Here is a 22209-nt window from a genome sequence, read left to right as displayed (position 1 = left end):
CGACTCACGGACGGACCGAGGGGGCTCGGGGCGAAGGGCGAAGGGCAGGCGGACGACATGAGCACGGAGAAGAAGAAACCGGCGCAGGGCGGCCCCGCGCCGCTCCCCGTCGCGGGCGTCCCCGCCACCCCCGGGATCACCCTGCTGCCCACCGCCGGACGCGCCGCCCCCGAGCGGGCCGACGCCGCGCGCAACCGGCGCAAGATCCTCGACGCGGCGGCCCGGATCGTCTCCGAGGTGGGGCCCGAGGCCGTCACCATGAACCAGGTCGCCCACGCCAGCGGCATCGGCGTGGGCACGGTCTACCGCCGCTTCGGCGACGTCTCCCAGCTCCTGTGGGCCCTCCTCGACGACCGGGAGCGGCAGTTCCAGGAGGCGTACATGGGCGGCCCGCCCCCGCTCGGCCCTGGCGCCCCCGCCGACGAGCGGCTGCATGCCTTCCTCGACGCCCTCGTCGACCGGGTCATCGAACAGCGCGAGCTCCTGCTCGCCGCCCAGGCCGCCGCCCCCAGCGCCCGCTACACCAGCGGGGCGTACCTCGCGATGCACACCCATGTCGCGCTGCTGCTCTCGCGGCTGCGACCCGAGGCGAACGGCGCGCTGCTCGCCCACCTCCTGCTCGCGCCGTTCTCGCCGAGCCTGATGCACCATCTGTCGGTCGAGCGCGAGCTCTCCGCGGACGAGCTCAAGGAGGGGCTCAACGCGCTGCTGAACCTGGGGGGATGAGCGCCGCGAGCCCGTCCAGGACGCGGGAGAGACCGAAGGCGTAGGCGTGGCCGGCGTCGTACAGACCCTGGTACGCCACCGCCGACGCCTCCCCCACCCGCGCCGCCAGCGGGAAGCGCTCCGGGTCGAGCACCCGGGTCAGCAGGGGCTCGTGCGCGGCCCACCACTCGTGGTCGGACAGCACGCTCTCCCGCTCCACGGCCCGCGCGTCCAGCTCCGTCCGCGCCACGGCCTGCACGAAGCCGAGGAGATGGGTCAGGGCCGAGTCCATGGCCACGTCGTCGAGCCCCATGCCCTCGAAGGCGCCGAGCTCGTGTTCGTACTTCGTCATCACCCCCGGCCCGAGCGGCGGCCGGTGGACCCTGAGCTCCGCCAGCCAGGGATGGCCCAGATAGAGCGCGCGGTTGGCGTCGGCGACCGCCGTCACCCGCTCCCGCCAGGGCTCCCGCGCCGCGAACGCCGCGCGCGGCATCCGCAGGAAGACGGCGTCCAGCATCAGATCGAGCAGCTCGGCCTTGGCCGGTATGTAGGTGTAGAGCGTCATGGGGGTCACCCCCAGGCGCTGCGCGACCGCGCGCATCGTGAGCGCGTCGAGCCCGCCCTCGTCGGCCAGACCGATCGCCGCGTCCACGACCGCGTCCACGGTCAGCCCCTGCCGAGGCCCCCGCCGCCGGCCCCCGGGGGCCGCTGCCGCGCCGTCCCGCCACAGCAGCTCCAGGGTCCGCGCCGGATCCCCCTCCCCGCTGCTCCGATCCTTTGCCATGACACCCATTCTCGCAGGTCAGACCTTACTCACATTACTTTGTACGCTGTATAGAGTAACGTGGTCCCGGTACGGGACCACCATCGGAGGGCGCACACATGACCACCCCCGCCGCAGCGGACAGCCACCACGTCATCCAGGTCCGCGGAGCCAGGGAGAACAACCTCAAGAACGTCTCCGTCGACCTCCCCAAGCGCCGCCTCACGGTCTTCACCGGTGTCTCCGGCTCGGGGAAGTCCTCGCTCGTCTTCGGCACCATCGCCGCCGAGTCGCAGCGCCTCATCAACGAGACCTACAGCGCCTTTCTCCAGTCCTTCATGCCGAGCCTCGGCCGGCCGGACGTGGACGGACTGCACAACCTCAGCGCCGCGATCGTCGTCGACCAGGAGCGGATGGGCGCCAACTCCCGCTCCACGGTGGGCACGGCGACCGACGCGTACACGATGCTCCGGATCGTCTTCAGCCGTCTCGGCACCCCGCACATCGGCACCTCCGGCGCCTTCAGCTTCAACCTGCCCGAGGGCATGTGCCCGCGCTGCGAGGGCGTCGGCGAGGTCTCCGACATCGACGTCGACGAGCTCGTGGACCGCACCAAGTCCCTCAACGAGGGCGCCATCACCGTGCCGGGCTACGCCGTCGACTCCTGGATGTGGCAGATCATGGCCAACTCCGGTTTCTACGACCCCGACAAGAAGCTGGCGGACTTCACCGAGCAGGAGTGGGAGGACTTCCTCCACAGGCCGTCCTGCAAGGTGAAGGTCGGCTCCAACAACTTCACCTACGAGGGCCTGGTCCTGAAGCTCCAGCGCACCGTCCTCACCAAGGACCGCGAGGCCATGCAGGCCCACATCCGGGCCTTCGTGGACCGCGCCGTCGTCTTCCGCACCTGCCCGGAGTGCGAGGGCACCCGCCTGACCCGGGCGGCGCTGTCCTCCCGCATCGACGGAGTCAACATCGCCGAGTGCTCGGCGATGCAGATCAGCGACCTGGCCGAGTTCGTCCGCCGGATCGCGGACCCGTCCGTCGCCCCGCTCCTCGCCGGCCTGCGCGAGCTGCTCGACTCCCTCGTCGAGATCGGCCTCGGCTACCTCAGCCTGGACCGGGCCTCCGGCACGCTCTCGGGCGGCGAGGCGCAGCGCGTGAAGATGGTGCGCCACCTCGGCTCCTCCCTCACCGACGTCACGTACGTCTTCGACGAGCCGACGATCGGACTGCACCCGCACGACATCCAGCGCATGAACGACCTGCTGCTGCGGCTGCGCGACAAGGGCAACACCGTCCTCGTCGTGGAGCACAAGCCGGAGGTCATCGAGATCGCCGACCACGTCGTCGACCTCGGCCCCCGCGCGGGCTCGGCGGGCGGCGAGATCCGCTACTCCGGCGACGTGCCCGGCCTGCGCACCTCAGGGACGCTGACCGGCGACCACCTCGCGCACCGGGCCAAGCTGCGCACCGAGGTACGGCCCCGGACCGGCTCGCTCGCCATCGAGGGCGCGACCCAGCACAACCTCCGGAACGTGAGCGTCGAGATCCCGACCGGCGTCCTGACGGTCGTCACGGGCGTGGCCGGCTCCGGCAAGTCGTCCCTGATCCACGGGAACCTGCCGGGCAGGGAAGGGGTCGTCGTCGCCGACCAGTCGCCGATCCGCGGCTCACGCCGCTCCAACCCGGCGACGTACACGGGCGTCCTCAACCCGATCCGGAACGCCTTCGCCAAGGCCAACGGGGTCAAGGCCGCCCTCTTCAGCGCCAACTCGGAAGGCGCCTGCCCGACCTGCAACGGGCTCGGTCTCGTCTACACCGACCTCGCGATGATGGCGGGCGTCGCCTCGGTCTGCGAGGAGTGCGAGGGGAAGCGCTTCACCACCGAGGTGCTCTCCTACACCCTCGACGGGAAGAACATCCACGAGGTGCTGTCGATGTCGATCGAGGAGGCGTACGACTTCTTCACGGCGAAGGGCCAGGCGCGGACGATCCTCGGCCGTCTGAAGGACGTCGGCCTCGGCTACCTCCGCCTCGGCCAGCCCCTCAACACTCTCTCGGGCGGCGAGCGCCAGCGGCTGAAGCTGGCGATCCACATGGCCGAGAAGGGCGCGATCTACGTCCTGGACGAGCCGACGACGGGACTGCACCTGGCCGATGTCGACAAGCTCCTGGCGCTCCTGGACCGGCTGGTCGAGGCCGGCAACACGGTCGTGGTCATCGAGCACCACCAGGCGGTCATGGCCCACGCCGACTGGCTGATCGACCTGGGACCGGGGGCGGGCCACGACGGCGGAAGCATCGTCTTCGAGGGCACGCCGTCCGAACTGGTGGAGAAGGGCGACACCCTGACGGCACGCCATCTGAAGGCGTACGTCGGCGCCTGACCACGTGGCCGTGGGCGCGGGGGGCGGGAGACACCTCCCGGCGCCCACGGCACCCCGGGGCGCGGGGCGGGAGACACCTCCCGGCGCCCACGGCACCCCGGGGGAATCCGGCATGCCCGTCCACCACCCGGAACGGCCTGGACCGCGCGCTCCCCCGCGGCGCACCATCGGCACCATGGCGACCTTCCTCATCCTCCACGGCTTCCAGAACCACCGTCCGCCCGGCCACTGGCACCACTGGCTGGCCGGGGAGCTGCGGGCGCGCGGGCACGAGGTGCGCTATCCGCAGCTGCCCGAGCCGGACGCGCCCGTCCTGGACGACTGGACGGCGGCGCTGCGCGCACAGCTCCACCGGCCCTCCGAGGGCGAGTTCGTCGTGATCGCGCACAGCCTGTCCGTCCTGCTCTGGCTGCGGGCCGCCTCGCCCGACGTCGACCGGGTCCTGCTCGTCGCCCCGCCCTCCCCCACCGTGACGGCCTCGATCCCCGAGATCGCCGCCTTCGCCGAGGGGCTCGACCTGGACGCCGTACGGCTGAAGGCTCCGGCGCGGCTCGTGTACGCCGCCGGGGACCCGTACTGCCCGGAGGGCGCCGACGTCCCGTACGGCACCCCGCTCGGCCTCGACATGGACGTGATTCCCGGCGGGGTGCACCTCACCCCGGACTCCGGCTACGGGGAGTGGCCCTCGGTCCTCCAGTGGTGCGAGGACCCGGAGACCAGGCTCGGGCCCCGCTAGGGCGTCGCCGTCATCCTCGCGGGCGAACGATCACGGAATCCCCCCGCGGCCCCCCGGGTGCTGCCTAGGGTGGCGAGCCATGAGGTGGCTCAGCAGGGCAGGAGCAGTCGAGAACGCCGTCGTCGCCGGGCAGATGCGGGGCTTCTTCAGAGGGCTGTCGGCCGAGACCAGGAGAGACCCCCGGCGGGTGGCGCAGGCGTACGGCGCGCACCTCTTCCACCGACGCCGGCGCCGGCTCGTGGACGAGAAGCGCTTCGCCGCCTCGCGCTTCCACGTCGGCATCGGCGTCGACTCCGGCGACTTCGCCGACCTGACCAAGCGGGCCGTGCTGGTCACGGACACCCTGCTGCTGTCCCACAACGGGGCGGGGCAGCGCCACCACGTCAGGATGCTCTCGAACCGGAGCTCGTTCATCCCCCGGACCGAGGAGGAGGACCGCACCGGTGTCCTGCCCACCGGGACGGACACCACCGAAGACCTGTACATGTACTGCCCGGACCCGGAGCGGCTGGGCCGCTGGCTGCTGCAGACCGAACCGCTGCTGCGCGCGGGCTGCGCCTGGTACCTGCCCACGTACTCGGTGTCCCGTCACACCACCCACCACGGCTATGTCGGCGAGCCGATCGACCCCACCTATGAGGAGCGCTCCGGGCCGGTCACGGACTCCGACGTGCCGGGCCTGCTCGACTTCGCGGCGAGCGGGCGCCGGGTGGTGGCCCAGAGCCACACCCCCGCCGTGCTCAGCGAGCTCGTGATCCCGGTCATCGAGGAACTGGAACTGCCCTTCATCGACGGCGTCTCGCTGGAGGAGTTCAGCGAGATCACGATGGGGGAGTTCGACGGCTACCGGGCCAATCGCGGATGGCTGCGGATGGAGATGGCCAACATCGACAGCGCGCTCGACGCGGACGGACGGCAGAAGGAGCTGATGAAGATCAGCCTGCGGATGCAGGACGGAGTCCGGGAGATGCGGTCCCAGATGAACCAGGTCCGGCGCAAGCGGGCCGTGGCCGTGACCGGGGCCGTCGTCGGTACGGTCACCGCCAGCCTGGTCGCCGTCTACGGACCCGCCCTCCAGTCGGCGCTCACGGCGGTCGTCGGCGGGGCGGCGGGCGGGCTGTGGGGCGCGTTCCAGGCGGGGGCCGACAACAGCCCGCGCACCCTCCGGGAGAACGCCTGGTACTACGTCTGGACGCTCTCGCGCGCGGCCGACCGCAACCCCTGACCCCGACGTCGCGTGCGCGGGAGGCGGCGTACCGGGGCGGCGGGGCTCGCCTCCGCCGCAGGCGCCCACGTGGCAGCGGATGACCACATCGGGTGACAGCCCGTGCGGGGAGACCGCTCCGGCGCGATCATCGAATCATGACCACCGAGATCCACCTCGCCCAACAGCCGGAGGCCGACGAGCTGCTCGGCCGCTCCCCGCTCGCCGCGCTCGTCGGCATGCTGCTCGACCAGCAGGTCCCGATGGAGTGGGCGTTCTCCGGGCCGTACACGATCGCCCAGCGGCTCGGCACGGACGATCTCGACGCGGGACAGATCGCCGCGTACGACCCCGACGCCTTCGGCGCGCTGCTCTCCGACAAGCCCGCCGTGCACCGCTACCCCGGGTCGATGGCCAAGCGGATCCAGCAGCTGTGCCAGTTCCTCGTCGACGAGTACGGCGGTGACGCCGAGGCCGTCTGGGCGGACGCGGGGAGCGGGAAGGAGCTGCTGGCCCGGTTGAAGGCGCTGCCGGGTTTCGGGGTGCAGAAGGCGCAGATCTTCCTCGCGCTGCTGGGCAAGCAGTACGGCGTACGTCCGGAGGGCTGGCGGGAGGCGGCCGGCGCGTACGGCGAGACAGGCTCGTTCCGTTCGGCCGCGGACATCACGGGACCGGAGTCGCTCGCCAAGGTCCGTGCCTTCAAGCAGGAGGCGAAGCGCGCCGCAAAAGCAGCCAAAGCGGGAGAGAATTGACGGTTCCGCATGTCAATCCTGCTAAATGCGACATGAATTGTCGCGGACCTGTTCACAGGGAGCACCTGAGATCGCTAACTTCCCCTCAACCTCGTTCGCATCGGGAAGGACCTCTGTGAACGCATCCTCTCGCAGAGCCGCGGCCACCCTGGCCGCAGCCGCACTCGCGACCCCGCTCCTGCTGGCCGCCGCTTCCCCCGCCACCGCCATTTCGGACCCCGTGGCCAAGCCCACCCGGGACGCCGCGAAGCTGGCGAAGAAGCTGGTCCGCGAGGCGTCCGGCAAGGACGCCTACCAGCACCTGCAGAAGTTCCAGGCGATAGCCGACTCGGCCGGCGGTCACCGCGCGGCCGGATCGCTCGGGCACGACGCCTCCGCGGCGTACGTGTACCAGCAGCTCAAGAAGGCCGGCTACAACGTCTCGTACCAGAAGTTCGAGTTCCTCTACACGCAGACGCTGGCCGAGAAGGCCTCCGTGGTCTCCCCGGCGCCCCGTGACATCGCGATCTCGGCGATGACCTACACGAAGTCGACGCCGGTCGGGGGCATCAAGGCCGACCTGGCGGCCGTGCCGGTCGACGCCGACGGCACCACCGGCTGCGAGCCGGCGGACTTCGCCTCCTCGACGTTCACCGGCAAGATCGCCCTGATCAAGCGCGGCGGCTGCACCTTCGCCGTGAAGCAGGAGAACGCCGCAGCGGCGGGTGCCGCGGGCGCGATCATCTACAACAACACCGACGGCGCCCTCTCCGGCACGCTCGGCGACCCGGCGGCCGGGAAGATCCCGACCGGCGGTGTCACCCAGGCCGAGGGCGAGAAGCTCGCCGCCGACCTCGCCAAGGGCCCGGTGAACATCTCCTTCGAGATCCGCCAGCTCCAGGAGAAGCGCACCACCAACAACGTCATCGCGGAGACGAAGGGCGGCAACGCGGCCAACACCGTGATGCTCGGCTCGCACCTCGACTCGGTGACCGCGGGACCGGGCATCAACGACAACGGCTCCGGCTCCGCCGGTCTGCTGGAGGTCGCCCTGGACCTGGCCAAGTCCAAGGAGAAGAACCGCAACAAGGTCCGCTTCGCCTGGTGGTCCGCCGAGGAGAACGGCCTGCTCGGCTCCGAGCACTACGTCGCGAACATGAGCGAGCTGGACAAGAAGGAAGTCAAGCTCTACCTCAACTTCGACATGATCGCCTCGCCGAACTACGGCCTGTTCGTGTACGACGGCGACAACTCCGACAACACCGGAGCGGGCGCGGGCCCGGAGGGCTCGGCCCAACTGGAGCGGGACATCACCGACTTCATGGACGACCGCGGCCTCCCGCACGAGGGCACCGACTTCACGGGCCGCTCGGACTACGGCCCGTTCATCGAGATCGGCATCCCGTCGGGCGGCACCTTCACCGGCGCCGAGGGCATCAAGACGGCCGCGCAGGCGGCCAAGTTCGGCGGTACGGCGGGGGTCGCGTACGACGTGAACTACCACGCGGCCGGCGACAACCTGTCCAACATCAACATGAAGGCGTTCGACGCCAACATCGACGTCATCGCCAACGCGGTGGGCACCTACGCCCACGACATCAGCTCCCTGAAGCGTCCGGTCGTCTCCGTCCCGACCGAGGGCGACGCGGGCAGCGGCGGCGGCCTCCACGAGGACCACGGCCACGAGGTCACCGAGTAGGACGACCTCCGAGCCCGGGCCCGGTCCCTTCACGGGGGCCGGGCCCTTCGCCGTCCGGCACCTCCGCGGGTCCGGCGGCCGGGGCTGGAGACCTCGGGTCCGCGGGGTTCCGCGCGTCACCGCCTCCGGCGGGCCGTGCCGAAGATCGAGCGGCTGATCTCCCGGCCCAACTGCGTCCCGATCGAGCGCGCGAGGGAGGTGAACATCCCGCTCCCCATCACCTGCTCGGCGAGCGACTCCTCCTCCTTCGGCGGTGCCTGCGGCGCCCGCGCCGGCGTCTTCGCCGCCTCGGCCTCCCGGGCCGCCCTCAACGCCGCCTCCTCCGCCGCCCGCTGCTCCGCCGTCAGCTTCTCGTAGGCCGACTCCCGGTCGACCGCCTGCGCGTACCGCCCGTACAGCGCCGAGCCCTTCACCGCCGCGTCCAGCGCCCCCGCGTCGATCGGGCCCATCAGCGACTCCGGCGCCCGCAGCCGCGTCACCGCGACCGGCGTCGGCGCGCCCGTCTCGCTCAGCACCGTCACCACCGCCTCGCCCGTCCCGAGGCCCGTCAGGACCTCCTCCAGGTCGTACGGCGACTTCGGGAACGTCCGTACCGTCGCCTTCAACGCCTTCGCGTCGTCCGGCGTGAACGCCCGCAGCGCGTGCTGCACCCGGTTCCCCAGCTGGGCAAGCACATCGCCCGGCACGTCCTTCGGCGTCTGGGTCACGAAGAAGATCCCGACGCCCTTCGAGCGGATCAGCCGGACCGTCTGCGTGATCGACTCCAAAAACGCCTTCGACGCCCCGTTGAAGAGCAGATGCGCCTCGTCGAAGAAGAACACCAGCTTCGGCTTCTCCAGATCCCCGACCTCGGGCAGGTCGTCGAAGAGGTCCGCCAGCATCCACATCAGGAAGGTCGAGAAGAGCTGCGGCTTGTCCTGCACCGCCGGCAGCTCCAGCACGGACACCACCCCGCGCCCGTCGTCCGCCGTCCGCAGGAACTCGGCCGTGTCGAACTCCGGCTCCCCGAAGAACCCGCCCGCCCCCTGCTGCTCGAAGGCGGTGATCGACCGGAGGATCACCCCGGCCGTCACCGTCGAGAGCCCGCCGATCCCCTTCAGCTCCGGCCTGCCGGTGTCCGAGACCAGGAAGGCCACCACGGCCCGCAGGTCCTTCAGATCCACCAGCTCCAGGCCCTTGGAGTCCGCGTAGTGGAAGATCAGGCCGAGCGACTGCTCCTGCGTCTGGTTCAGCTGGAGCACCTTCGACAGCAGCACCGGACCGAAGCCGGTCACCGTCGCCCGCACGGGGATGCCGGGGCCGACGCCCCCGAGCCCGTAGAACTCGCAGGGAAAGCCCCGCGCCGTCCACTCCTGCCCCACCTGCCCGGCCCGCTCGCGGACCCTCTCGCCCTCCGCGCCCGGCGCCGCGATCCCGGAGACGTCACCCTTGATGTCGGCGAGGAAGACGGGCACGCCGTTCGCCGACAGCTGCTCGGCGATGAGCTGGAGCGTCTTCGTCTTGCCCGTGCCGGTCGCACCGGCGACCAGGCCGTGCCGGTTGAGCATCGGAAGGGGGATCCGGATCGGCGCGTCCGGGTGACAGACCCCGTCCCACAGCAGCGCCCCCAGATCGAGCGCGGCCCCGGTGAAGGCGTACCCGGCCGCGATCGTGGTGGCCGGAGACTGTTCGCTCGCGCTCATCAGAGGACCCCAATTCCCGTTCTGCTCCGGTTTGCCCCAGCATCCCACTGCGGTCGCGTGGCTGCGCCGGGAGCCGCTTGCCCGGTAGGCTTTCCGTGTGATCTTCAAGCGCATCGGAAACGGCCGGCCGTATCCCGACCACGGCCGGGAAAGCACCCGGCAGTGGGCGGACGTCGCCCCGCGCCCGGTCCGCCTCGATCAGCTGGTCACCACCAAGGGCCAGCTGGACCTGGAGACGCTGCTCGCCGAGGACTCGACCTTCTACGGCGACCTCTTCGCGCACGTCGTGAAGTGGCGGGGCGACCTCTACCTCGAGGACGGACTGCACCGCGCCGTGCGCGCGGCGCTCCAGCAGCGGCAGGTTCTGCACGCCCGCGTCCTGGAAATGGACTAGCGCGCCCCGCCGTTCTGACCCGTTCGAGCACTCTCTCCGTCCATCCGGACGCGATCGCATGATCGTCAAGTATCCAACTCCGGCGGACCGCATTACGCTGCGTCCATGAGCATGCTCACTCCCCCCGGAATGGGCGGAAAATACCGCATCACGGGCGACAAGTACCCCCGTATGCGCCGCCCTCGGCACAGGCGCAGGATCGTCCTCGTGGCCGGGGCCGCCGTGGTCGTGCTCGGCGCGGCCGGCTGGGGGACCCTGCAGCTCGTCGACGTCTTCTCCGGCGGCGACGACACGAAGACGACGGCCGGTCGCGGCGCCGACTGCAAGCCCGCCGTCAAGGCGACGACGGCGCCCGTCGCCGCGCTCCCCAAACCCGCGCAGATCACGGTGAACGTCTACAACGCGACCCCGCGCAGCGGCCTCGCCAAGTCGACCGCCGACGAGCTGAAGAAGCGCGGGTTCGCCATCGGCAAGATCGGCAACGCGCCCGCGGCGTACGACAAGAAGGTGCCCGGCTCGGGGATTCTGCTCGGCGCCCCCGGGGCCACCAAGGGCGCGTTCACGGTCCTGGGCACCCAGCTGAAGGGCGCCACGACCAAGACGGACACGCGCGCGACGGCGGACGTGGACCTGATCATCGGGACGGCCTTCAAGAACCTGGACCCGAAAGCGACGGCGGACGCGGCCCTGGTCGCTCTCAACAAGCCCAAGCCCGCGCCCACCGGTAAGTGCTGACGCCGTGAGGAAGCCGGTTCCGTGACGGTTCGAACCGCGCGGAACCCCGGCGCCGTCCTGGGGCGCGTATCGAAAGTCCCGCCTGCCCCGCGACGCCTGGGACGCCCTAGTCGGCCGTGCCGTACATGCGGTCGCCCGCGTCGCCCAGGCCCGGGACGATGTAGCCGTTCTCGTTCAGCCGCTCGTCGACCGAGGCGGTCACCACGGTCACCGGCGTGCCCGCCAGCTCGCGCTCCATGATCTCGACGCCCTCGGGGGCGGCGAGCAGCACCACGGCCGTCACATCGTCCGCGCCGCGCTTGATCAGCTCGCGGATCGCCGCGACGAGCGTGCCGCCGGTCGCCAGCATCGGGTCGAGGACGTACACCTGGCGGCCCGAGAGGTCCTCCGGCATCCGCGTCGCGTAGGTCGACGCCTCCAGCGTCTCCTCGTTGCGGATCATGCCGAGGAAACCGACCTCGGCCGTCGGCAGGAGCCGCACCATGCCGTCGAGCATCCCGAGGCCGGCACGGAGGATCGGGACCACCAGCGGCCGCGGGTACGACAGCTTCACGCCCGTCGTGGGCGTCACGGGGGTCTCGATGTCGACCTGCTCGGTCCGCACGTCCCTGGTGGCCTCGTAGGCGAGCAGGGTGACCAGCTCGTCGGCGAGCCGGCGGAAGGTCGGGGAGTCGGTGCGCTTGTCGCGCAGCGTGGTGAGCTTGTGAGCGACCAGCGGGTGATCGACGACGTGGAGACGCATGACCCCAACAGTAGCCCGCACTGGCATCAACCCACGCCGTGGAGGGAAGGTGGTGGCACAGGACCAGTCGTGGGGTGGTGTGGCCCATGCCCGACCCGGCAGACCCGGCAGACGCGGGACGCGGCGAGACGCCGCCCGAGACGGACGCGGAGCGCCGCAGGCGCCGCGCCCAGTTCCTGCGTGAGCTGCACGAGGCGAAGGCACTGCGCGAGCGCGTCCAGCCCCGGCGCGCGCGGGCGGCCAGAATGCGCCAGGCGATGCGGATGCGCACCTTCCGCTGGTGAAGGCCAGAGCGCCCGACACCGCGTGTGCGCCCTCTGTGCGCCGGGGCCGTGCGCCGGTGCCGCGCGTCCACCCGTTCACCGTCGGGATCAGACTGATGCACGACGCAAGAGCCGAAGACCTCTCCTGAAGCCGCTGTTTCTGCCACGATGCCGATTGGGCGGGGCTTCAGGAGCGCACCGCCGGATCGTCACACCTCTGATCAGTGGGAGAGTCACGGTGTACTTCGCCGCACTGCTCGCGCGCACCGAAGACGGGTGGGAAGCGAGCGACACAGAGCTCGACGATGTGGAGACCCTGTCGGACCTGACCGAACTCGCCCGCGAGGCATCGGTCGACGACGACACGGTGATCGTCTTCATCGAGGAGGAGGACGCCTGGTTCGGGCTCCTCCGGATCGAGGGTGAGGACGACCCTCGCATCTACGTGTCGGACGGGGCGGCCGCCGCCCGCTCCTCGTACGGGGAGATCCTCACCAAGGAACTGCTCGGCGACGACCAGGACAGCGACGACCTGGACGCGCTCGACCTCGACGGTACGGAGGACGGCGAGCCTCTCGACCGCGGGGACGACGAAGAGGACTCGGGCACGGCAGCCGATGCCGTGCCGGCCGCGCCGGTCGGTGACCGGCTGATCCTCGCGGATCTCGGCCTGTCCGAGAACAGACTGCTGCTGCTGGAGAGCGACGTGCTGGCGGAGATCGCGGACGCGCTGGGCGCCGCGGAGGTGCTGGAGGCCGTCCGCTAGTGACAGAGGCAGCACCCGACCCCGTACGGGATCCCTGGCGGGAGACCATGCGGCTCGCCCTCGCGGAGGCCGAGCAGGCCGTGCCGGCCGGTGACGTACCGGTCGGCGCGGTCGTGCTGTCCCCGGACGGCACGGTCCTCGCCGTCGGGCACAACGAGCGCGAGGCGACCGGCGACCCCACCGCCCATGCCGAGGTCCTGGCCCTGCGCAGGGCCGCGGCGAAGACCGGGGAGTGGCGGCTGACCGGCTGCACGCTCGTCGTGACCCTGGAGCCCTGTGTGATGTGCGCCGGCGCGCTCGTGCAGTCCAGGGTCGACCGGGTGGTGTTCGGCGCGCTCGACGAGAAGGCCGGCGCGGCCGGCTCGCTCTGGGACCTCGTACGGGACCGGCGGCTGAACCACCGCCCCGAGGTGATCCACGGGGTCCTCGGAGACGAGTGCGCGGAACAGCTCACGGCCTTCTTCCGAAGCCGCTGAACCCCGCTCCGACCTGCGAACCGATACGGATTTCATCGCGGGGCGTCTTTGGGCTAAGCTCTCTCTCGGTAGCGTGTCCGAGCGGCCGAAGGAGCTCGCCTCGAAAGCGAGTGTGGCGCAAGTCACCGAGGGTTCAAATCCCTCCGCTACCGCTGGTAGATGAAGGGTCGGTCCCGCAAGGGACCGACCCTTCATGGCGTTCCGTCTCAATTTCCGTCTCAGTTCATACGCATGCGGAGTGCGAAGGCACCAGGATCCGAGCGACCACGGACGCTCATGATCCGACCGGATGAACCTCTTGTCGGACTCTCAAGGGGATTCCGCTTCGAGTCGATGCATCGGAGGGAAGCGCCAACGGGCTTCCACAGCATCCCTCGATCGGCTTCTCAAGGAGTGGTTCGTGAGTCCTGAGCGCAGCGGAAGATCTGGTTTGGGTCCGCTCTCCAGACAGAGCAAGTGGGCAGCCGGCGGGGCTATGGCAGCGCTGGCACTCGTGTTGACGGCCATGGTGAGCCCAGCAGTCGGCGAGACGTCCGGGGCTGACTCGCCCGTCAGCCCGAGCGTGGCCGCCCCTTCGGCCGACAGTAAGTGCAAGCACAAGCCAGGAAGGCCACGGGACAGAGACGACGACTGCCCGCAGGTCATCGTGGGGCCGTCGGGTCCTCCCGGCCCCTCGGGCCCTCCCGGACCGACCGGTCCTCCCGGTAAAGACGGGGCCACTGGCCCTTCCGGACCTCCCGGCCCCTCAGGACCCGCAGGTCCGTCAGGCAGCACTGGCCCGTCAGGGCCTCCCGGTCCCGGTTTGTCCACCATCACTCCAGTTGGCGGAAACGCGGTAACCATCCCGGCTGGCACTGGCGCCAATAGCACTGCCACCTGCCCGGTCGGCCAAAGGGCGATTTCCGGCGGCTACGTCGGGAGCGACAACGTGACGCCGGTCAGCTCGGTACGGGGCGACAACGGTGCGCCTGGCAATGCCTGGCTAGTCCGCGGTGTCGCGCCCGCGACAGCGCAGGCGTCTATTCAAGCCCTCGTGTACTGCGCGCCCTGATGGTGCGCAGTACTTTGCAGCACCGTCCCATGCGGCTGGCGGCAGGGATCGATGGCGCTGCCAGCTTTGCTGGTCCCGCCCGATGATCTTTCTGCGTCGATGACGCCAGTGTCAGACACCGGGGCGTGTGCCTGCATACCTGAGCCCTGATGCACTCAACGCCCCACGTCAGCAGTCCCGCTCGCAGCTGTCCCATCTCCATGCGGGCAGGGCCCAGCCCTTTCGATCACGGCTGGTCCGGAAGAGCCGATGCGGCGGGCCATGTGGCGCCGCCGCACCCGCGTGGTTCCTCTCAGTTGGTCGGTGTGAGTGCTTCGGCGAGCCCCTCGTCACCATCGGTCGTACCGCCTGCATCCGTCTTCCAGATGAGCCCGTCGACCTGTCGCGCTATTTTCGTCCGGACCGTGTCGACCATGTGCTGGTACCGCGCGGCCATGGCCGTGGAGGACCAGCCCATGAGCCCCATCACGGCCCGTTCGGACACGCCGAGGATCAGCAGCACGGTGGCGCCCGTATGGCGCGCGGACTCCGGTCGAGCACCTCGGGGAAATGACCGAGCGAGCCGACATCATCCTGAGCATCTGTCCTCCCGCTCATGCGCAGGAAGTCGCCGCGGCAGTCGCAGACCAGGGATTCTCAGGGCTCTACGTCGACGGGAACGCAGTCTCGCCGGCCACCATGACCAGCATCAGCGCCACCCTGAGTCAAAGCGGGGCCACCGTCCTTGACGGCTCGGTGATCGGGTCGCCTCCATCGGACTCGAAGGACACACGCTTCTTCCTGTCTGGCCCGAGCGAGGGGCTGGCACAAGTGGCCGCGGTCTTCGCGGATTCGGCGGTACGGGTTCGTCCTCTCCCCGGCGACGTCGGCAAGGCATCAGTACTGAAGCTGTCCTACAGCAGCTACCAGAAGGCAAGCCGCGCGCTCACTGCGGTCGCACGCGCCCTCGCCGCCGACCACGGAGTAGAAGGGGAACTGCTCGACATCGCGCAGGGCCGTACGACCAGCTACCTCACTGAAACGGCGTACTTCCCGAAGGTCGCGGCGCGGGCTTGGCGGTGGGCCCCCCGAGATGCGCGAGGTCGCCCACGCGCTTGATGAGGTGGGCCTGCCCTCGGATCTCGCGACGGCCTCAGCCGCAGTGATGGACCTCTGGAGCGACCTCAGAGATACCTCGACGGAGATCGAGCGGGCACTCGACGCGCTGCACAAACGAGCAGGCTGACCGGTCGCAGCGGACGAGGTCTTCGCGGACGTGTGACGCCCCCAGCTGGACAGAGCAGCCCGCCAGGGCCACCACGTGTTGGTCCCGCAGAATGCAGCGGCCACCTATCGTTGTCGGTCGGACGAGAGGCGAACCATCCGTGACCACACAACCCCAGCACGGCGGACCAACGATGGATTGCACGCTCTACCCGGAGCTCAGCCTCGACGTCGGCGACCCGGGCGCTGGGCTGCGGCGCATCGCGGCGGCAGCCGGGATCACCCTGGCGCCGCTGCGTGTCACGGAATGGGCATCAGCGCCTCACGGGCCGGTCACCCTCGTCGTCGAAGCAGAACGTGGGACCGTCCATGTACTCCTGGAACGCAACCGGCACGAGATCCAGGTCGACCTGATCATGCCCTGGCTGGGAGCGGCCCTTTCCGGGCACGCCGAGACGCTCACGGACGTGGCGCAGGCGATCGACGAGTGGCAGCGTGGCGACACACTCACCGTGATCGCCAGCCGCCGGGCATGGCTCACCGCCTGCCCGCGCGCAGTGGCACACGAGGAGGGGCGCGCTGCCGAGTACGCGTGGGGCATGGCGAGGGAGGAGACTTCCGGCCGGTGGAATGGTCCTCTGGTGGAGGAGGCCTACAACACTCAGGAGCTTCGCCAGCTCGTCCCGTTCCTCACCCACGGCAGACTCACATTTCACCGCGCCCCCGCGCCGCCCTTCTCCCACGACCTCTTCGAGATAGGCCCCGCCGACAACGACAGCTGGCGCGTCGGCAGCCAACAGGCAGGACTCAGCACGCACACCGTAGTCACCACCGTCGCCGAAGCGATCGCCTTGGTCATACAGGCGTTGCCCCCGGACTGCAGCCCGTCCATCCAGGCCAGTGGCTCCCAACTCGACTAGGCAGTGTCTTCAAATTTCACGCCCACATCGGGGCGCGACGGCGACAGCGGCTCGGGAGGATGATGTTCCGCCGCTGCAAGGAGAACCTAGTGTCTCCGCCGGTGAGTTCTGGCCCCACCAGAACGGTCTCGCCGCCCCACCTCTACGCCGTTCAGGTGACGGCCCTGGGCAGTGTCGAGAAGGAACGGAAGCGGCCCCATCCGATCACTGCCGGCTCTTCTACGGTCCGTGCCGGCGTTCTGTCACCCGTTGTCGAGCTCAAGGCGGTGCGGGAGTGGCTCCCACTCCGGCAGCCAGTCGGTGGCCGTCCCGCCGGTCAGCGCGAGGTGGAACCAGTCACTGAAGCCGAGGTCGGTGTCGTGCCAGTCCGCCCAGCCGCGGCGGAACGCCGAGACCGTCCAGGTCCCGTCCTCGCGGGGAACGAGGAACAGCTGGTCGCCTTCGATCGTGTTCCCCCAGACCAGGGCCCCGCCCGGGGTCGGCAGGACCATGTGGGGAACCGTCCGGGACGCCTCCAGCTGCCGGCCCATCCCGCCGGCGTACTCGCGCAGCGTCCGGGCCCCGCAGAAGTAGATGTAGTCCGAGACAGCCGCGTCGCCGTACGCGCCGGCGATCGCGATGAAGTCCTCGGGCAAGGCGACCGACCAAGACGAAGCGATCTCCTTGATCAGATGCCCTTCGTCCGGCCGAACGGGAGCCCCGAGCAAGGGGACGAAATCGCTGACAGCCTTCACAATGTCTCCCACCACTCACAGCACTGACCTGCCTTGGTGGGCCAACTTAAACCGCTACTCGGTGGGGCCACGTGCAGCCGTCACCCCGGGGCCAAGAAACACCGTCCGAGACAACCTAGAGTGTGGCCCTCAGACAGGTGCTGAATGGGTAGGGATCATGGACGTCGATCGAAGGGCCCGGACACGCCTGGGGCGTGGCCGGGGCCTCGTGACGTCGGACGGGGGGAGCGACATCGGGGGGACAAGCCGCTCCCCCCGATGAGAACCGGTCCTGCAAGTCCTGCGCCGCGGTCAGGGGGGAAGCTCGCGGCGCGGACCCCGCAGTGAGGGCCGGTTCCTCGGCCCCGCGGATTCCTGCCAGATCCGCCGGGCTCGACATCCATACTGCTCTGCCGTCACCCTTCCGGGGGGCGGCAAAAGGCCCCGATTCCCGGGCCCTTGGTCCATAAAGGCCCGGTGAAGTGGCCGAAGTGGCTCCGTTAGACTCACGCGTCCACGCAGGGGTGCAGACAGGGGAGGGCGCGGCAGATGGCGCAAGCGAAGAAGGTCGCGCTCTACGCGCTCGTCGTCTTTGTGCTGTACACGATCATCAATTCCCCCGACAGGGCAGCCGATCTCGTCCAGGTAGGGTTCGAGGGCATATCGTCCGCCGCACAGGGCGTCGGCGAGTTCATGACCGAACTCGTCAATTAGAACCACCGACGAGGAGTCCTGCTGTGATCCGCCATCTGGTCCTGTTCAAGCTCAACGAGGGCATCACGAAGGACGACCCGCGCGCCGTCGCCGCGGCCGAGGCGTTCGACGGGCTGGAGAAGGAGATCCCGGAGCTGGGTTTCTGGGAGTGCGGCTGGAACGTCTCCGAGCGGCCGATCGCGTACGACTTCGCCATCAACTCGGCGGTCGAGGACAGCGATGCGCTCCAGCGCTACCTGGACCACCCGGCCCACCAGGCCGGTGTCGCGCTGTGGCGTGAGATCGCCACGTGGGTGATCGCGGACTACGCGTTCTAGGGTTCGCCCGACTCGGTTCCTCAAGGCCCCTCGCCGTCATGGCGGGGGGCCTTCCGGGTGTTTACGTCCCTAATGGCCCCAACTTGCCCTCAACACGTGGTTATACGGTGCTTGCACACAGTGGACATGTCTTGTGATGCTATGACCGCTTTTGATGGATGAGTTTGACCGTAGTTGACCAGCAACACCAGCCAAAGGGGTGGCGTGAACGTGCCGGCCAGTACTGCGCCTCAGGTCCCGCCCCAGAACGAGGCCGGCGACCCGGAGCCCACGCGCCCGCCCTCCCCGCCCGCCCGGCCGCAGGCCAACCGGCCACAGCCGGCCCGGCCGCAGCCCCACCGCCCCCAGTCCACCCGGCCGCAGTCCACCCGGGGCGCCGACACCCGCGCACTCACCCAGGTCCTCTTCGGGCAGCTCAAGGAGCTCGAACCGGGCACCGCCGAGCACGACCGGATCCGCGGGGCGCTGATCGAGGCCAACCTCCCCCTCGTCCGGTACGCGGCGGCCCGCTTCCGCTCCCGCAACGAACCGATGGAGGACGTCATCCAGGTCGGCACCATCGGCCTGATCAACGCCATCGACCGCTTCGACCCCGACCGCGGCGTCCAGTTCCCCACCTTCGCGATGCCCACCGTCGTCGGCGAGATCAAGCGCTACTTCCGCGACAACGTCCGCACCGTGCACGTCCCGCGCCGTCTGCACGAGCTCTGGGTCCAGGTCAACGGCGCCACCGAGGACCTCACCACGGCCCACGGCCGCTCCCCCACCACCGCGGAGATCGCCGAGCGCCTGAAGATCGGCGAGGACGAGGTACTGGCCTGCATCGAGGCCGGCCGCTCCTACCACGCCACCTCGCTGGAGGCGGCCCAGGAGGGCGACGGGCTGCCCGGACTGCTCGACCGGCTCGGCTACGAGGACCCCGCGCTCGCCGGTGTCGAACACCGGGATCTCGTACGGCACCTGCTCGTCCAGCTGCCCGAGCGCGAGCAGCGGATCCTGATGCTCCGTTACTACAGCAACCTGACCCAGTCTCAGATCAGTCAGGAACTCGGCGTCTCGCAGATGCATGTGTCAAGGCTCCTCGCCCGGAGCTTCGCCCGATTGAGATCCGCAAACAGGATCGAGGCGTAACCGAAACGGGTAGACCGCTTCGGAGAGGTTCCACGGCTCCCCAAATGCCGTACACCCCTTGTTTCCTGCAGATATTCGCCCACGCCATGTCGACAAGTCACTACAGCGTGTTGCCGACATGTGACATTCTGCTGGAACCGCGTTTGCCGCAGCCCCGCCTCCGGTATTCAGGTGGAGGCTGCGTTCCTCCGATGGTCGTGGCCGCCGCGACCGTCCGCGACCTCAAGGGGGTGGCATGTCCGCAGAACAGGGCAGCTCGAAGGTGCTCACGCTCACGCCCGCGCAGACGCCGGTACCGATGCCGGTCCAGCCGACGGCGGAGACCGCCGAGCCCGCCGCGCCGCTTGTCGTCACGCCGGAAGCCATCGACACCCGCACGCTCTCCCGCTCCCTCTTCCTGCGGCTCCGCGCCCTGGACGACGAGGGCGCGGCCGCGGACAGCCCCGAGCGGACCTACGTCCGCGACACCCTCATCGAGCTCAACCTCCCGCTCGTGCGGTACGCGGCGGCCCGCTTCCGCTCCCGCAACGAACCGATGGAGGACATCGTCCAGGTCGGCACCATCGGCCTGATCAAGGCGATCGACCGCTTCGACTGCGAACGCGGCGTGGAGTTCCCGACGTTCGCGATGCCGACCGTCGTCGGCGAGATCAAGCGCTTCTTCCGCGACACCTCCTGGTCGGTGCGTGTCCCGCGCCGGCTCCAGGAACTGCGCCTGGCGCTGACCAAGGCCAGCGACGAGCTGGCGCAGAAGCTGGACCGCTCCCCGACCGTCCCCGAACTCGCCGCCGTACTCGGGGTTTCGGAGGAGGACGTCGTCGACGGCCTCGCGGTCGGCAACGCCTACACCGCCTCCTCGCTCGACTCCCCCTCTCCCGAGGACGACGGCGGCGAGGGCTCGCTCGCGGACCGGCTGGGCTACGAGGACACCGCCCTGGAAGGCGTCGAGTACCGGGAGTCCCTGAAGCCCCTCCTCGCCAAACTCCCGCCTCGGGAGCGGCAGATCATCATGCTGCGCTTCTTCGCCAACATGACCCAGTCACAGATCGGCGAGGAGGTCGGCATCTCCCAGATGCACGTCTCCCGGCTGCTGACCCGGACCCTGGCCCAGCTCCGCCAGGGTCTCATCGCCGACTGAAGTTCGCTCTTCAGGTTCACAACTGACATGCCGTCAGCAAGACTGACGCCATGCGGCGACAGAGGTCACTTCTGACGGTGGTCGCGCTCTGCCTCGGCGGAGCGCTGACCGCGTGCGGCAGCGGAGACGACGGCGAGGGCTACGCGGCGGTCGGCGCGGGCTCCACCCCGAAGGACGCGGTGCGCCCGTCGGGATCGGTCACCCTGATCCCGCTGGACACCCCGTCGACCGAGGGCACGACCTCCAGCACGTCCTCCCCCTCTCCCCGCCCACCCGGGACGACCCCGGCCCCCGGCGGAACGGGCCCGGGAAGACCCGCGGACACGGAACCGGTCCCCGGGGCCTCGCGTCCCGCGACGACACCCGCCCGGCCCGGCACGACCCCGCCGCGCACCGCGACCGCTCCGCCCCCGGGCACGACCGCGCCCCCCGCCCCGTCGCGACCTCCCACGAGCCCCGCCACCCCCGCCACGCTCGCCCTCTCCGCCCCGGTCCTCGCCGACGCGGACGAGCGGTGGTGCGAACGCGTCACGGTCACCTTCCACAACACGGGTGGTACGGCGGCCACTTCGGGGACGGTCACCTTCGCCACCCACATCATCGGCGCGCTCGGCGTCGACTGGGCGACGATCGAATCGGCTCAGCCGCTCCCCGCCCCGATCCCTGCCGGAGCGGCACGGACTCGGACGTACACCGTCTGCGTGGACTCCTGGCGCGTCCCGCTCGGCATGCGCGTGGACACCCGGAAGGTGACGGCGACGTGGAAGTGAGCCCGGAAACCCGGCGAGGCGTGGGGGACCGACTCGTGGGCACTGTGTGACCGTGGAGACCACCAAGACACTGTCCATCGGACTGCACCCCCGGTCGATCGACTACAGCGCCCTGCCCGGAGTCGACGAGGCGACCCTCACCGCGCGCATCGCCGCCGGGAACGCCGCGCTGCGCGAGGCGGGGTTCGACGTCGTGACCTGTCTCGTCGACCCTTCGCCCGACGGCGCCGAGGCCGCCGTCCGGGAGCTGATCAAGGACGAGACCTTCGGGCTGGCGATGATCGGCGGCGGGGTGCGGATGATCCCCGAGCACACGCTGCTCTTCGAACGGCTCGTGAACGTCCTCACCGAGGCCGTCCCCGGGATCCGGCTCTGCTTCAACACCTCGCCGGAGACGACCGTCGACGCGCTGCGGCGCTGGATCGCGCGGTAGCCGTACGCCTCGTACGCGGCGGGCGTGAGCCCCGGCCCGGCCGCCCTCCGCGCGTGAAGGGGCGACCGGGGCCGCCGTACTCGGTCAGCGGCTCGACGACCCACGGGGCCTTGACGAGGCCCGTGGAGGACCGGGCCTTCGGAAGGCCCGCCGGCCCGGGAGTCTCGGCCTTGACGAAGCCCGCGAGGGCCCGGAATCAGGCCAGCGCCAGCCAGGCCACCGCCGCCACGACCACGATCGCCGCGATCACACCGACGATGAGGCCCACCCGGGGGCCGGAGGACTGGGGAGCAGCCGCCTGGCGGCCGCCGCCCTGCGGGGCGCCCTCGTCGACGAAGGCGCGGAACATCTGCGTGCTGCCGGCCGGGTCGTAGTTGCCCTCGGGGCCGGGGCCCTGACCGTACGGAGCTTGGGGGTTGTGTGCCATGAGCCAGGACCCTAGCGAACCCCGGCTCCCGCCCCCAAGCCCCCGCCGGGTCCGGGGGCCGGTCCGGCACCGGTCCGGCACCGCCCGGACACTCCTCAGGCACCGA

General features: G+C 70.2%; 24 protein-coding genes, 1 tRNA gene and 1 pseudogene. 20 read left to right on the top strand and 6 right to left on the bottom strand.

What is annotated here, in order from left to right; genetic code table 11:
- Positions 1 to 57 precede the first annotated feature (57 nt).
- Positions 58 to 726 carry a TetR/AcrR family transcriptional regulator gene (locus tag AB0D99_RS14220; protein ID WP_362360280.1) on the top strand — a complete coding sequence of 223 codons (669 nt, stop codon included), beginning with the start codon at positions 58 to 60 and terminating at the stop codon, positions 724 to 726.
- Here the strand turns inward: AB0D99_RS14220 and AB0D99_RS14215 are convergent.
- Positions 698 to 1489: a TetR/AcrR family transcriptional regulator gene (locus tag AB0D99_RS14215; protein ID WP_362360277.1), complete on the bottom strand. Its 792-nt coding sequence runs from the start codon at positions 1487 to 1489 to the stop codon at positions 698 to 700. The two genes, AB0D99_RS14220 and AB0D99_RS14215, sit on opposite strands and share 29 nt — an antisense overlap.
- Before the next feature lie 98 nt (positions 1490 to 1587).
- On the opposite strand from AB0D99_RS14215, the gene AB0D99_RS14210 reads away from it, so the two are divergent.
- The 5 genes from AB0D99_RS14210 to AB0D99_RS14190 all read left to right on the top strand — a co-directional run bounded on the left by AB0D99_RS14210 (position 1588) and on the right by AB0D99_RS14190 (position 8228).
- Positions 1588 to 3858, top strand: a complete 2271-nt coding sequence (locus tag AB0D99_RS14210; RefSeq protein ID WP_362360274.1) for an excinuclease ABC subunit UvrA — start codon at positions 1588 to 1590, stop codon at positions 3856 to 3858.
- Positions 3859 to 4033: 175 nt separating this feature from the next.
- Positions 4034 to 4594 carry an alpha/beta hydrolase gene (locus tag AB0D99_RS14205; protein ID WP_362360271.1) on the top strand — a complete coding sequence of 187 codons (561 nt, stop codon included), beginning with the start codon at positions 4034 to 4036 and terminating at the stop codon, positions 4592 to 4594.
- Between the two features lie 79 nt (positions 4595 to 4673).
- A complete protein-coding gene (locus AB0D99_RS14200; protein ID WP_362360268.1) occupies positions 4674 to 5819 on the top strand; it encodes a hypothetical protein in 1146 nt (381 codons plus the stop codon).
- Between the two features lie 137 nt (positions 5820 to 5956).
- A complete protein-coding gene (locus AB0D99_RS14195; RefSeq protein WP_362360265.1) occupies positions 5957 to 6550 on the top strand; it encodes an HhH-GPD-type base excision DNA repair protein in 594 nt (197 codons plus the stop codon).
- 115 nt (positions 6551 to 6665) lie between these two features.
- Positions 6666 to 8228 carry a M28 family metallopeptidase gene (locus AB0D99_RS14190; protein ID WP_362360262.1) on the top strand — a complete coding sequence of 521 codons (1563 nt, stop codon included), beginning with the start codon at positions 6666 to 6668 and terminating at the stop codon, positions 8226 to 8228.
- Positions 8229 to 8344: 116 nt separating this feature from the next.
- Here the strand turns inward: AB0D99_RS14190 and AB0D99_RS14185 are convergent, their stop codons facing one another.
- Positions 8345 to 9910, bottom strand: a complete 1566-nt coding sequence (locus tag AB0D99_RS14185; RefSeq protein ID WP_362360259.1) for a helicase HerA-like domain-containing protein — start codon at positions 9908 to 9910, stop codon at positions 8345 to 8347.
- Between the two features lie 97 nt (positions 9911 to 10007).
- On the opposite strand from AB0D99_RS14185, the gene AB0D99_RS14180 reads away from it, so the two are divergent.
- A complete protein-coding gene (locus tag AB0D99_RS14180; RefSeq protein WP_009067182.1) occupies positions 10008 to 10304 on the top strand; it encodes a type II toxin-antitoxin system VapB family antitoxin in 297 nt (98 codons plus the stop codon).
- A gap of 105 nt (positions 10305 to 10409) precedes the next feature.
- Positions 10410 to 11039 carry a LytR C-terminal domain-containing protein gene (locus tag AB0D99_RS14175; protein ID WP_362360256.1) on the top strand — a complete coding sequence of 210 codons (630 nt, stop codon included), beginning with the start codon at positions 10410 to 10412 and terminating at the stop codon, positions 11037 to 11039.
- Positions 11040 to 11145: 106 nt separating this feature from the next.
- On the opposite strand, the gene upp is transcribed toward AB0D99_RS14175, so the two are convergent.
- Entirely contained in the window at positions 11146 to 11781 is a 636-nt protein-coding gene (gene upp / locus AB0D99_RS14170; RefSeq protein ID WP_260230861.1) for a uracil phosphoribosyltransferase, read from the bottom strand.
- A gap of 86 nt (positions 11782 to 11867) precedes the next feature.
- Between upp and AB0D99_RS14165 the strand changes: the two genes are divergently transcribed.
- The 4 genes from AB0D99_RS14165 to AB0D99_RS14150 all read left to right on the top strand — a co-directional run bounded on the left by AB0D99_RS14165 (position 11868) and on the right by AB0D99_RS14150 (position 13438).
- Positions 11868 to 12065, top strand: a complete 198-nt coding sequence (locus AB0D99_RS14165; protein WP_355110872.1) for a hypothetical protein — start codon at positions 11868 to 11870, stop codon at positions 12063 to 12065.
- Positions 12066 to 12282: 217 nt separating this feature from the next.
- Entirely contained in the window at positions 12283 to 12810 is a 528-nt protein-coding gene (locus AB0D99_RS14160; RefSeq protein ID WP_362360251.1) for a hypothetical protein, read from the top strand.
- A gap of 47 nt (positions 12811 to 12857) precedes the next feature.
- Positions 12858 to 13286, top strand: a complete 429-nt coding sequence (gene tadA / locus AB0D99_RS14155; protein WP_362360586.1) for a tRNA adenosine(34) deaminase TadA — start codon at positions 12858 to 12860, stop codon at positions 13284 to 13286.
- A gap of 67 nt (positions 13287 to 13353) precedes the next feature.
- A tRNA-Ser gene (locus tag AB0D99_RS14150) sits at positions 13354 to 13438 on the top strand.
- A gap of 1191 nt (positions 13439 to 14629) precedes the next feature.
- Here AB0D99_RS14150 and AB0D99_RS14145 read toward each other — a convergent pair.
- Positions 14630 to 14860: pseudogene (locus tag AB0D99_RS14145) on the bottom strand (site-specific integrase); the annotation flags it as partial.
- 26 nt (positions 14861 to 14886) lie between these two features.
- Between AB0D99_RS14145 and AB0D99_RS14140 the strand changes: the two are divergent.
- Together AB0D99_RS14140 and AB0D99_RS14135 are read left to right on the top strand one after the other, a co-directional pair.
- Positions 14887 to 15435, top strand: a complete 549-nt coding sequence (locus AB0D99_RS14140; protein WP_362360248.1) for a phosphogluconate dehydrogenase — start codon at positions 14887 to 14889, stop codon at positions 15433 to 15435.
- Between the two features lie 266 nt (positions 15436 to 15701).
- On the top strand, positions 15702 to 16460 hold the full coding sequence (locus AB0D99_RS14135) for a DUF6193 family natural product biosynthesis protein (protein WP_362360245.1): 759 nt from the start codon (positions 15702 to 15704) through the stop codon (positions 16458 to 16460).
- A 242-nt stretch (positions 16461 to 16702) separates the two neighbouring features.
- Here AB0D99_RS14135 and AB0D99_RS14130 read toward each other — a convergent pair whose 3' ends face one another.
- Positions 16703 to 17095 (bottom strand): hypothetical protein, encoded by a 393-nt coding sequence (locus AB0D99_RS14130; protein ID WP_362360242.1) that lies wholly within the window; start codon positions 17093 to 17095, stop codon positions 16703 to 16705.
- Between the two features lie 627 nt (positions 17096 to 17722).
- On the opposite strand from AB0D99_RS14130, the gene AB0D99_RS14125 reads away from it, so the two are divergent.
- From AB0D99_RS14125 to AB0D99_RS14100, 6 genes are all read left to right on the top strand, one after another.
- Complete coding sequence (locus AB0D99_RS14125) at positions 17723 to 17887, top strand: hypothetical protein (RefSeq protein WP_175439350.1); 165 nt, start codon at positions 17723 to 17725, stop codon at positions 17885 to 17887.
- Positions 17888 to 17910: 23 nt separating this feature from the next.
- Positions 17911 to 18204: a Dabb family protein gene (locus tag AB0D99_RS14120; RefSeq protein ID WP_362360238.1), complete on the top strand. Its 294-nt coding sequence runs from the start codon at positions 17911 to 17913 to the stop codon at positions 18202 to 18204.
- 210 nt (positions 18205 to 18414) lie between these two features.
- A complete protein-coding gene (locus AB0D99_RS14115) occupies positions 18415 to 19335 on the top strand; it encodes an RNA polymerase sigma factor SigF (protein WP_362360235.1) in 921 nt (306 codons plus the stop codon).
- Between the two features lie 235 nt (positions 19336 to 19570).
- Entirely contained in the window at positions 19571 to 20473 is a 903-nt protein-coding gene (locus AB0D99_RS14110) for an RNA polymerase sigma factor SigF (protein ID WP_362360232.1), read from the top strand.
- A 50-nt stretch (positions 20474 to 20523) separates the two neighbouring features.
- Positions 20524 to 21243, top strand: a complete 720-nt coding sequence (locus AB0D99_RS14105; RefSeq protein ID WP_362360229.1) for a hypothetical protein — start codon at positions 20524 to 20526, stop codon at positions 21241 to 21243.
- Positions 21244 to 21295: 52 nt separating this feature from the next.
- Positions 21296 to 21676 (top strand): hypothetical protein, encoded by a 381-nt coding sequence (locus AB0D99_RS14100; protein WP_362360226.1) that lies wholly within the window; start codon positions 21296 to 21298, stop codon positions 21674 to 21676.
- Positions 21677 to 21872: 196 nt separating this feature from the next.
- Here AB0D99_RS14100 and AB0D99_RS14095 read toward each other — a convergent pair whose 3' ends face one another.
- Complete coding sequence (locus tag AB0D99_RS14095) at positions 21873 to 22103, bottom strand: hypothetical protein (RefSeq protein WP_362360223.1); 231 nt, start codon at positions 22101 to 22103, stop codon at positions 21873 to 21875.
- Positions 22104 to 22209 lie beyond the last annotated feature (106 nt).

The sequence above is a fragment of the Streptomyces sp. NPDC047971 genome, assembly GCF_040653355.1.
GTDB lineage: Bacteria > Actinomycetota > Actinomycetes > Streptomycetales > Streptomycetaceae > Streptomyces.
Note: the sequence above shows the minus strand (reverse complement) of the source record. Positions and strands in the feature narration are given on the sequence as shown.

What these genes read in the sequence shown, in the direction of transcription:
- tadA (WP_362360586.1), top strand. Translation starts at nt 12,858, where the DNA reads ATGCGGCTCGCCCTCGCGGAGGCCGAGCAGGCCGTGCCGGCCGGTGAC.
- AB0D99_RS14110 (WP_362360232.1), top strand. Translation starts at nt 19,571, where the DNA reads ATGTCCGCAGAACAGGGCAGCTCGAAGGTGCTCACGCTCACGCCCGCG.
- AB0D99_RS14140 (WP_362360248.1), top strand. Translation starts at nt 14,887, where the DNA reads ATGACCGAGCGAGCCGACATCATCCTGAGCATCTGTCCTCCCGCTCAT.
- AB0D99_RS14185 (WP_362360259.1), bottom strand. Translation starts at nt 9,910, where the DNA reads ATGAGCGCGAGCGAACAGTCTCCGGCCACCACGATCGCGGCCGGGTAC.
- AB0D99_RS14165 (WP_355110872.1), top strand. Translation starts at nt 11,868, where the DNA reads ATGCCCGACCCGGCAGACCCGGCAGACGCGGGACGCGGCGAGACGCCG.
- AB0D99_RS14215 (WP_362360277.1), bottom strand. Translation starts at nt 1,489, where the DNA reads ATGGCAAAGGATCGGAGCAGCGGGGAGGGGGATCCGGCGCGGACCCTG.
- AB0D99_RS14105 (WP_362360229.1), top strand. Translation starts at nt 20,524, where the DNA reads ATGCGGCGACAGAGGTCACTTCTGACGGTGGTCGCGCTCTGCCTCGGC.
- AB0D99_RS14175 (WP_362360256.1), top strand. Translation starts at nt 10,410, where the DNA reads ATGAGCATGCTCACTCCCCCCGGAATGGGCGGAAAATACCGCATCACG.
- upp (WP_260230861.1), bottom strand. Translation starts at nt 11,781, where the DNA reads ATGCGTCTCCACGTCGTCGATCACCCGCTGGTCGCTCACAAGCTCACC.
- AB0D99_RS14195 (WP_362360265.1), top strand. Translation starts at nt 5,957, where the DNA reads ATGACCACCGAGATCCACCTCGCCCAACAGCCGGAGGCCGACGAGCTG.
- AB0D99_RS14200 (WP_362360268.1), top strand. Translation starts at nt 4,674, where the DNA reads ATGAGGTGGCTCAGCAGGGCAGGAGCAGTCGAGAACGCCGTCGTCGCC.
- AB0D99_RS14205 (WP_362360271.1), top strand. Translation starts at nt 4,034, where the DNA reads ATGGCGACCTTCCTCATCCTCCACGGCTTCCAGAACCACCGTCCGCCC.
- AB0D99_RS14210 (WP_362360274.1), top strand. Translation starts at nt 1,588, where the DNA reads ATGACCACCCCCGCCGCAGCGGACAGCCACCACGTCATCCAGGTCCGC.
- AB0D99_RS14220 (WP_362360280.1), top strand. Translation starts at nt 58, where the DNA reads ATGAGCACGGAGAAGAAGAAACCGGCGCAGGGCGGCCCCGCGCCGCTC.
- AB0D99_RS14095 (WP_362360223.1), bottom strand. Translation starts at nt 22,103, where the DNA reads ATGGCACACAACCCCCAAGCTCCGTACGGTCAGGGCCCCGGCCCCGAG.
- AB0D99_RS14125 (WP_175439350.1), top strand. Translation starts at nt 17,723, where the DNA reads ATGGCGCAAGCGAAGAAGGTCGCGCTCTACGCGCTCGTCGTCTTTGTG.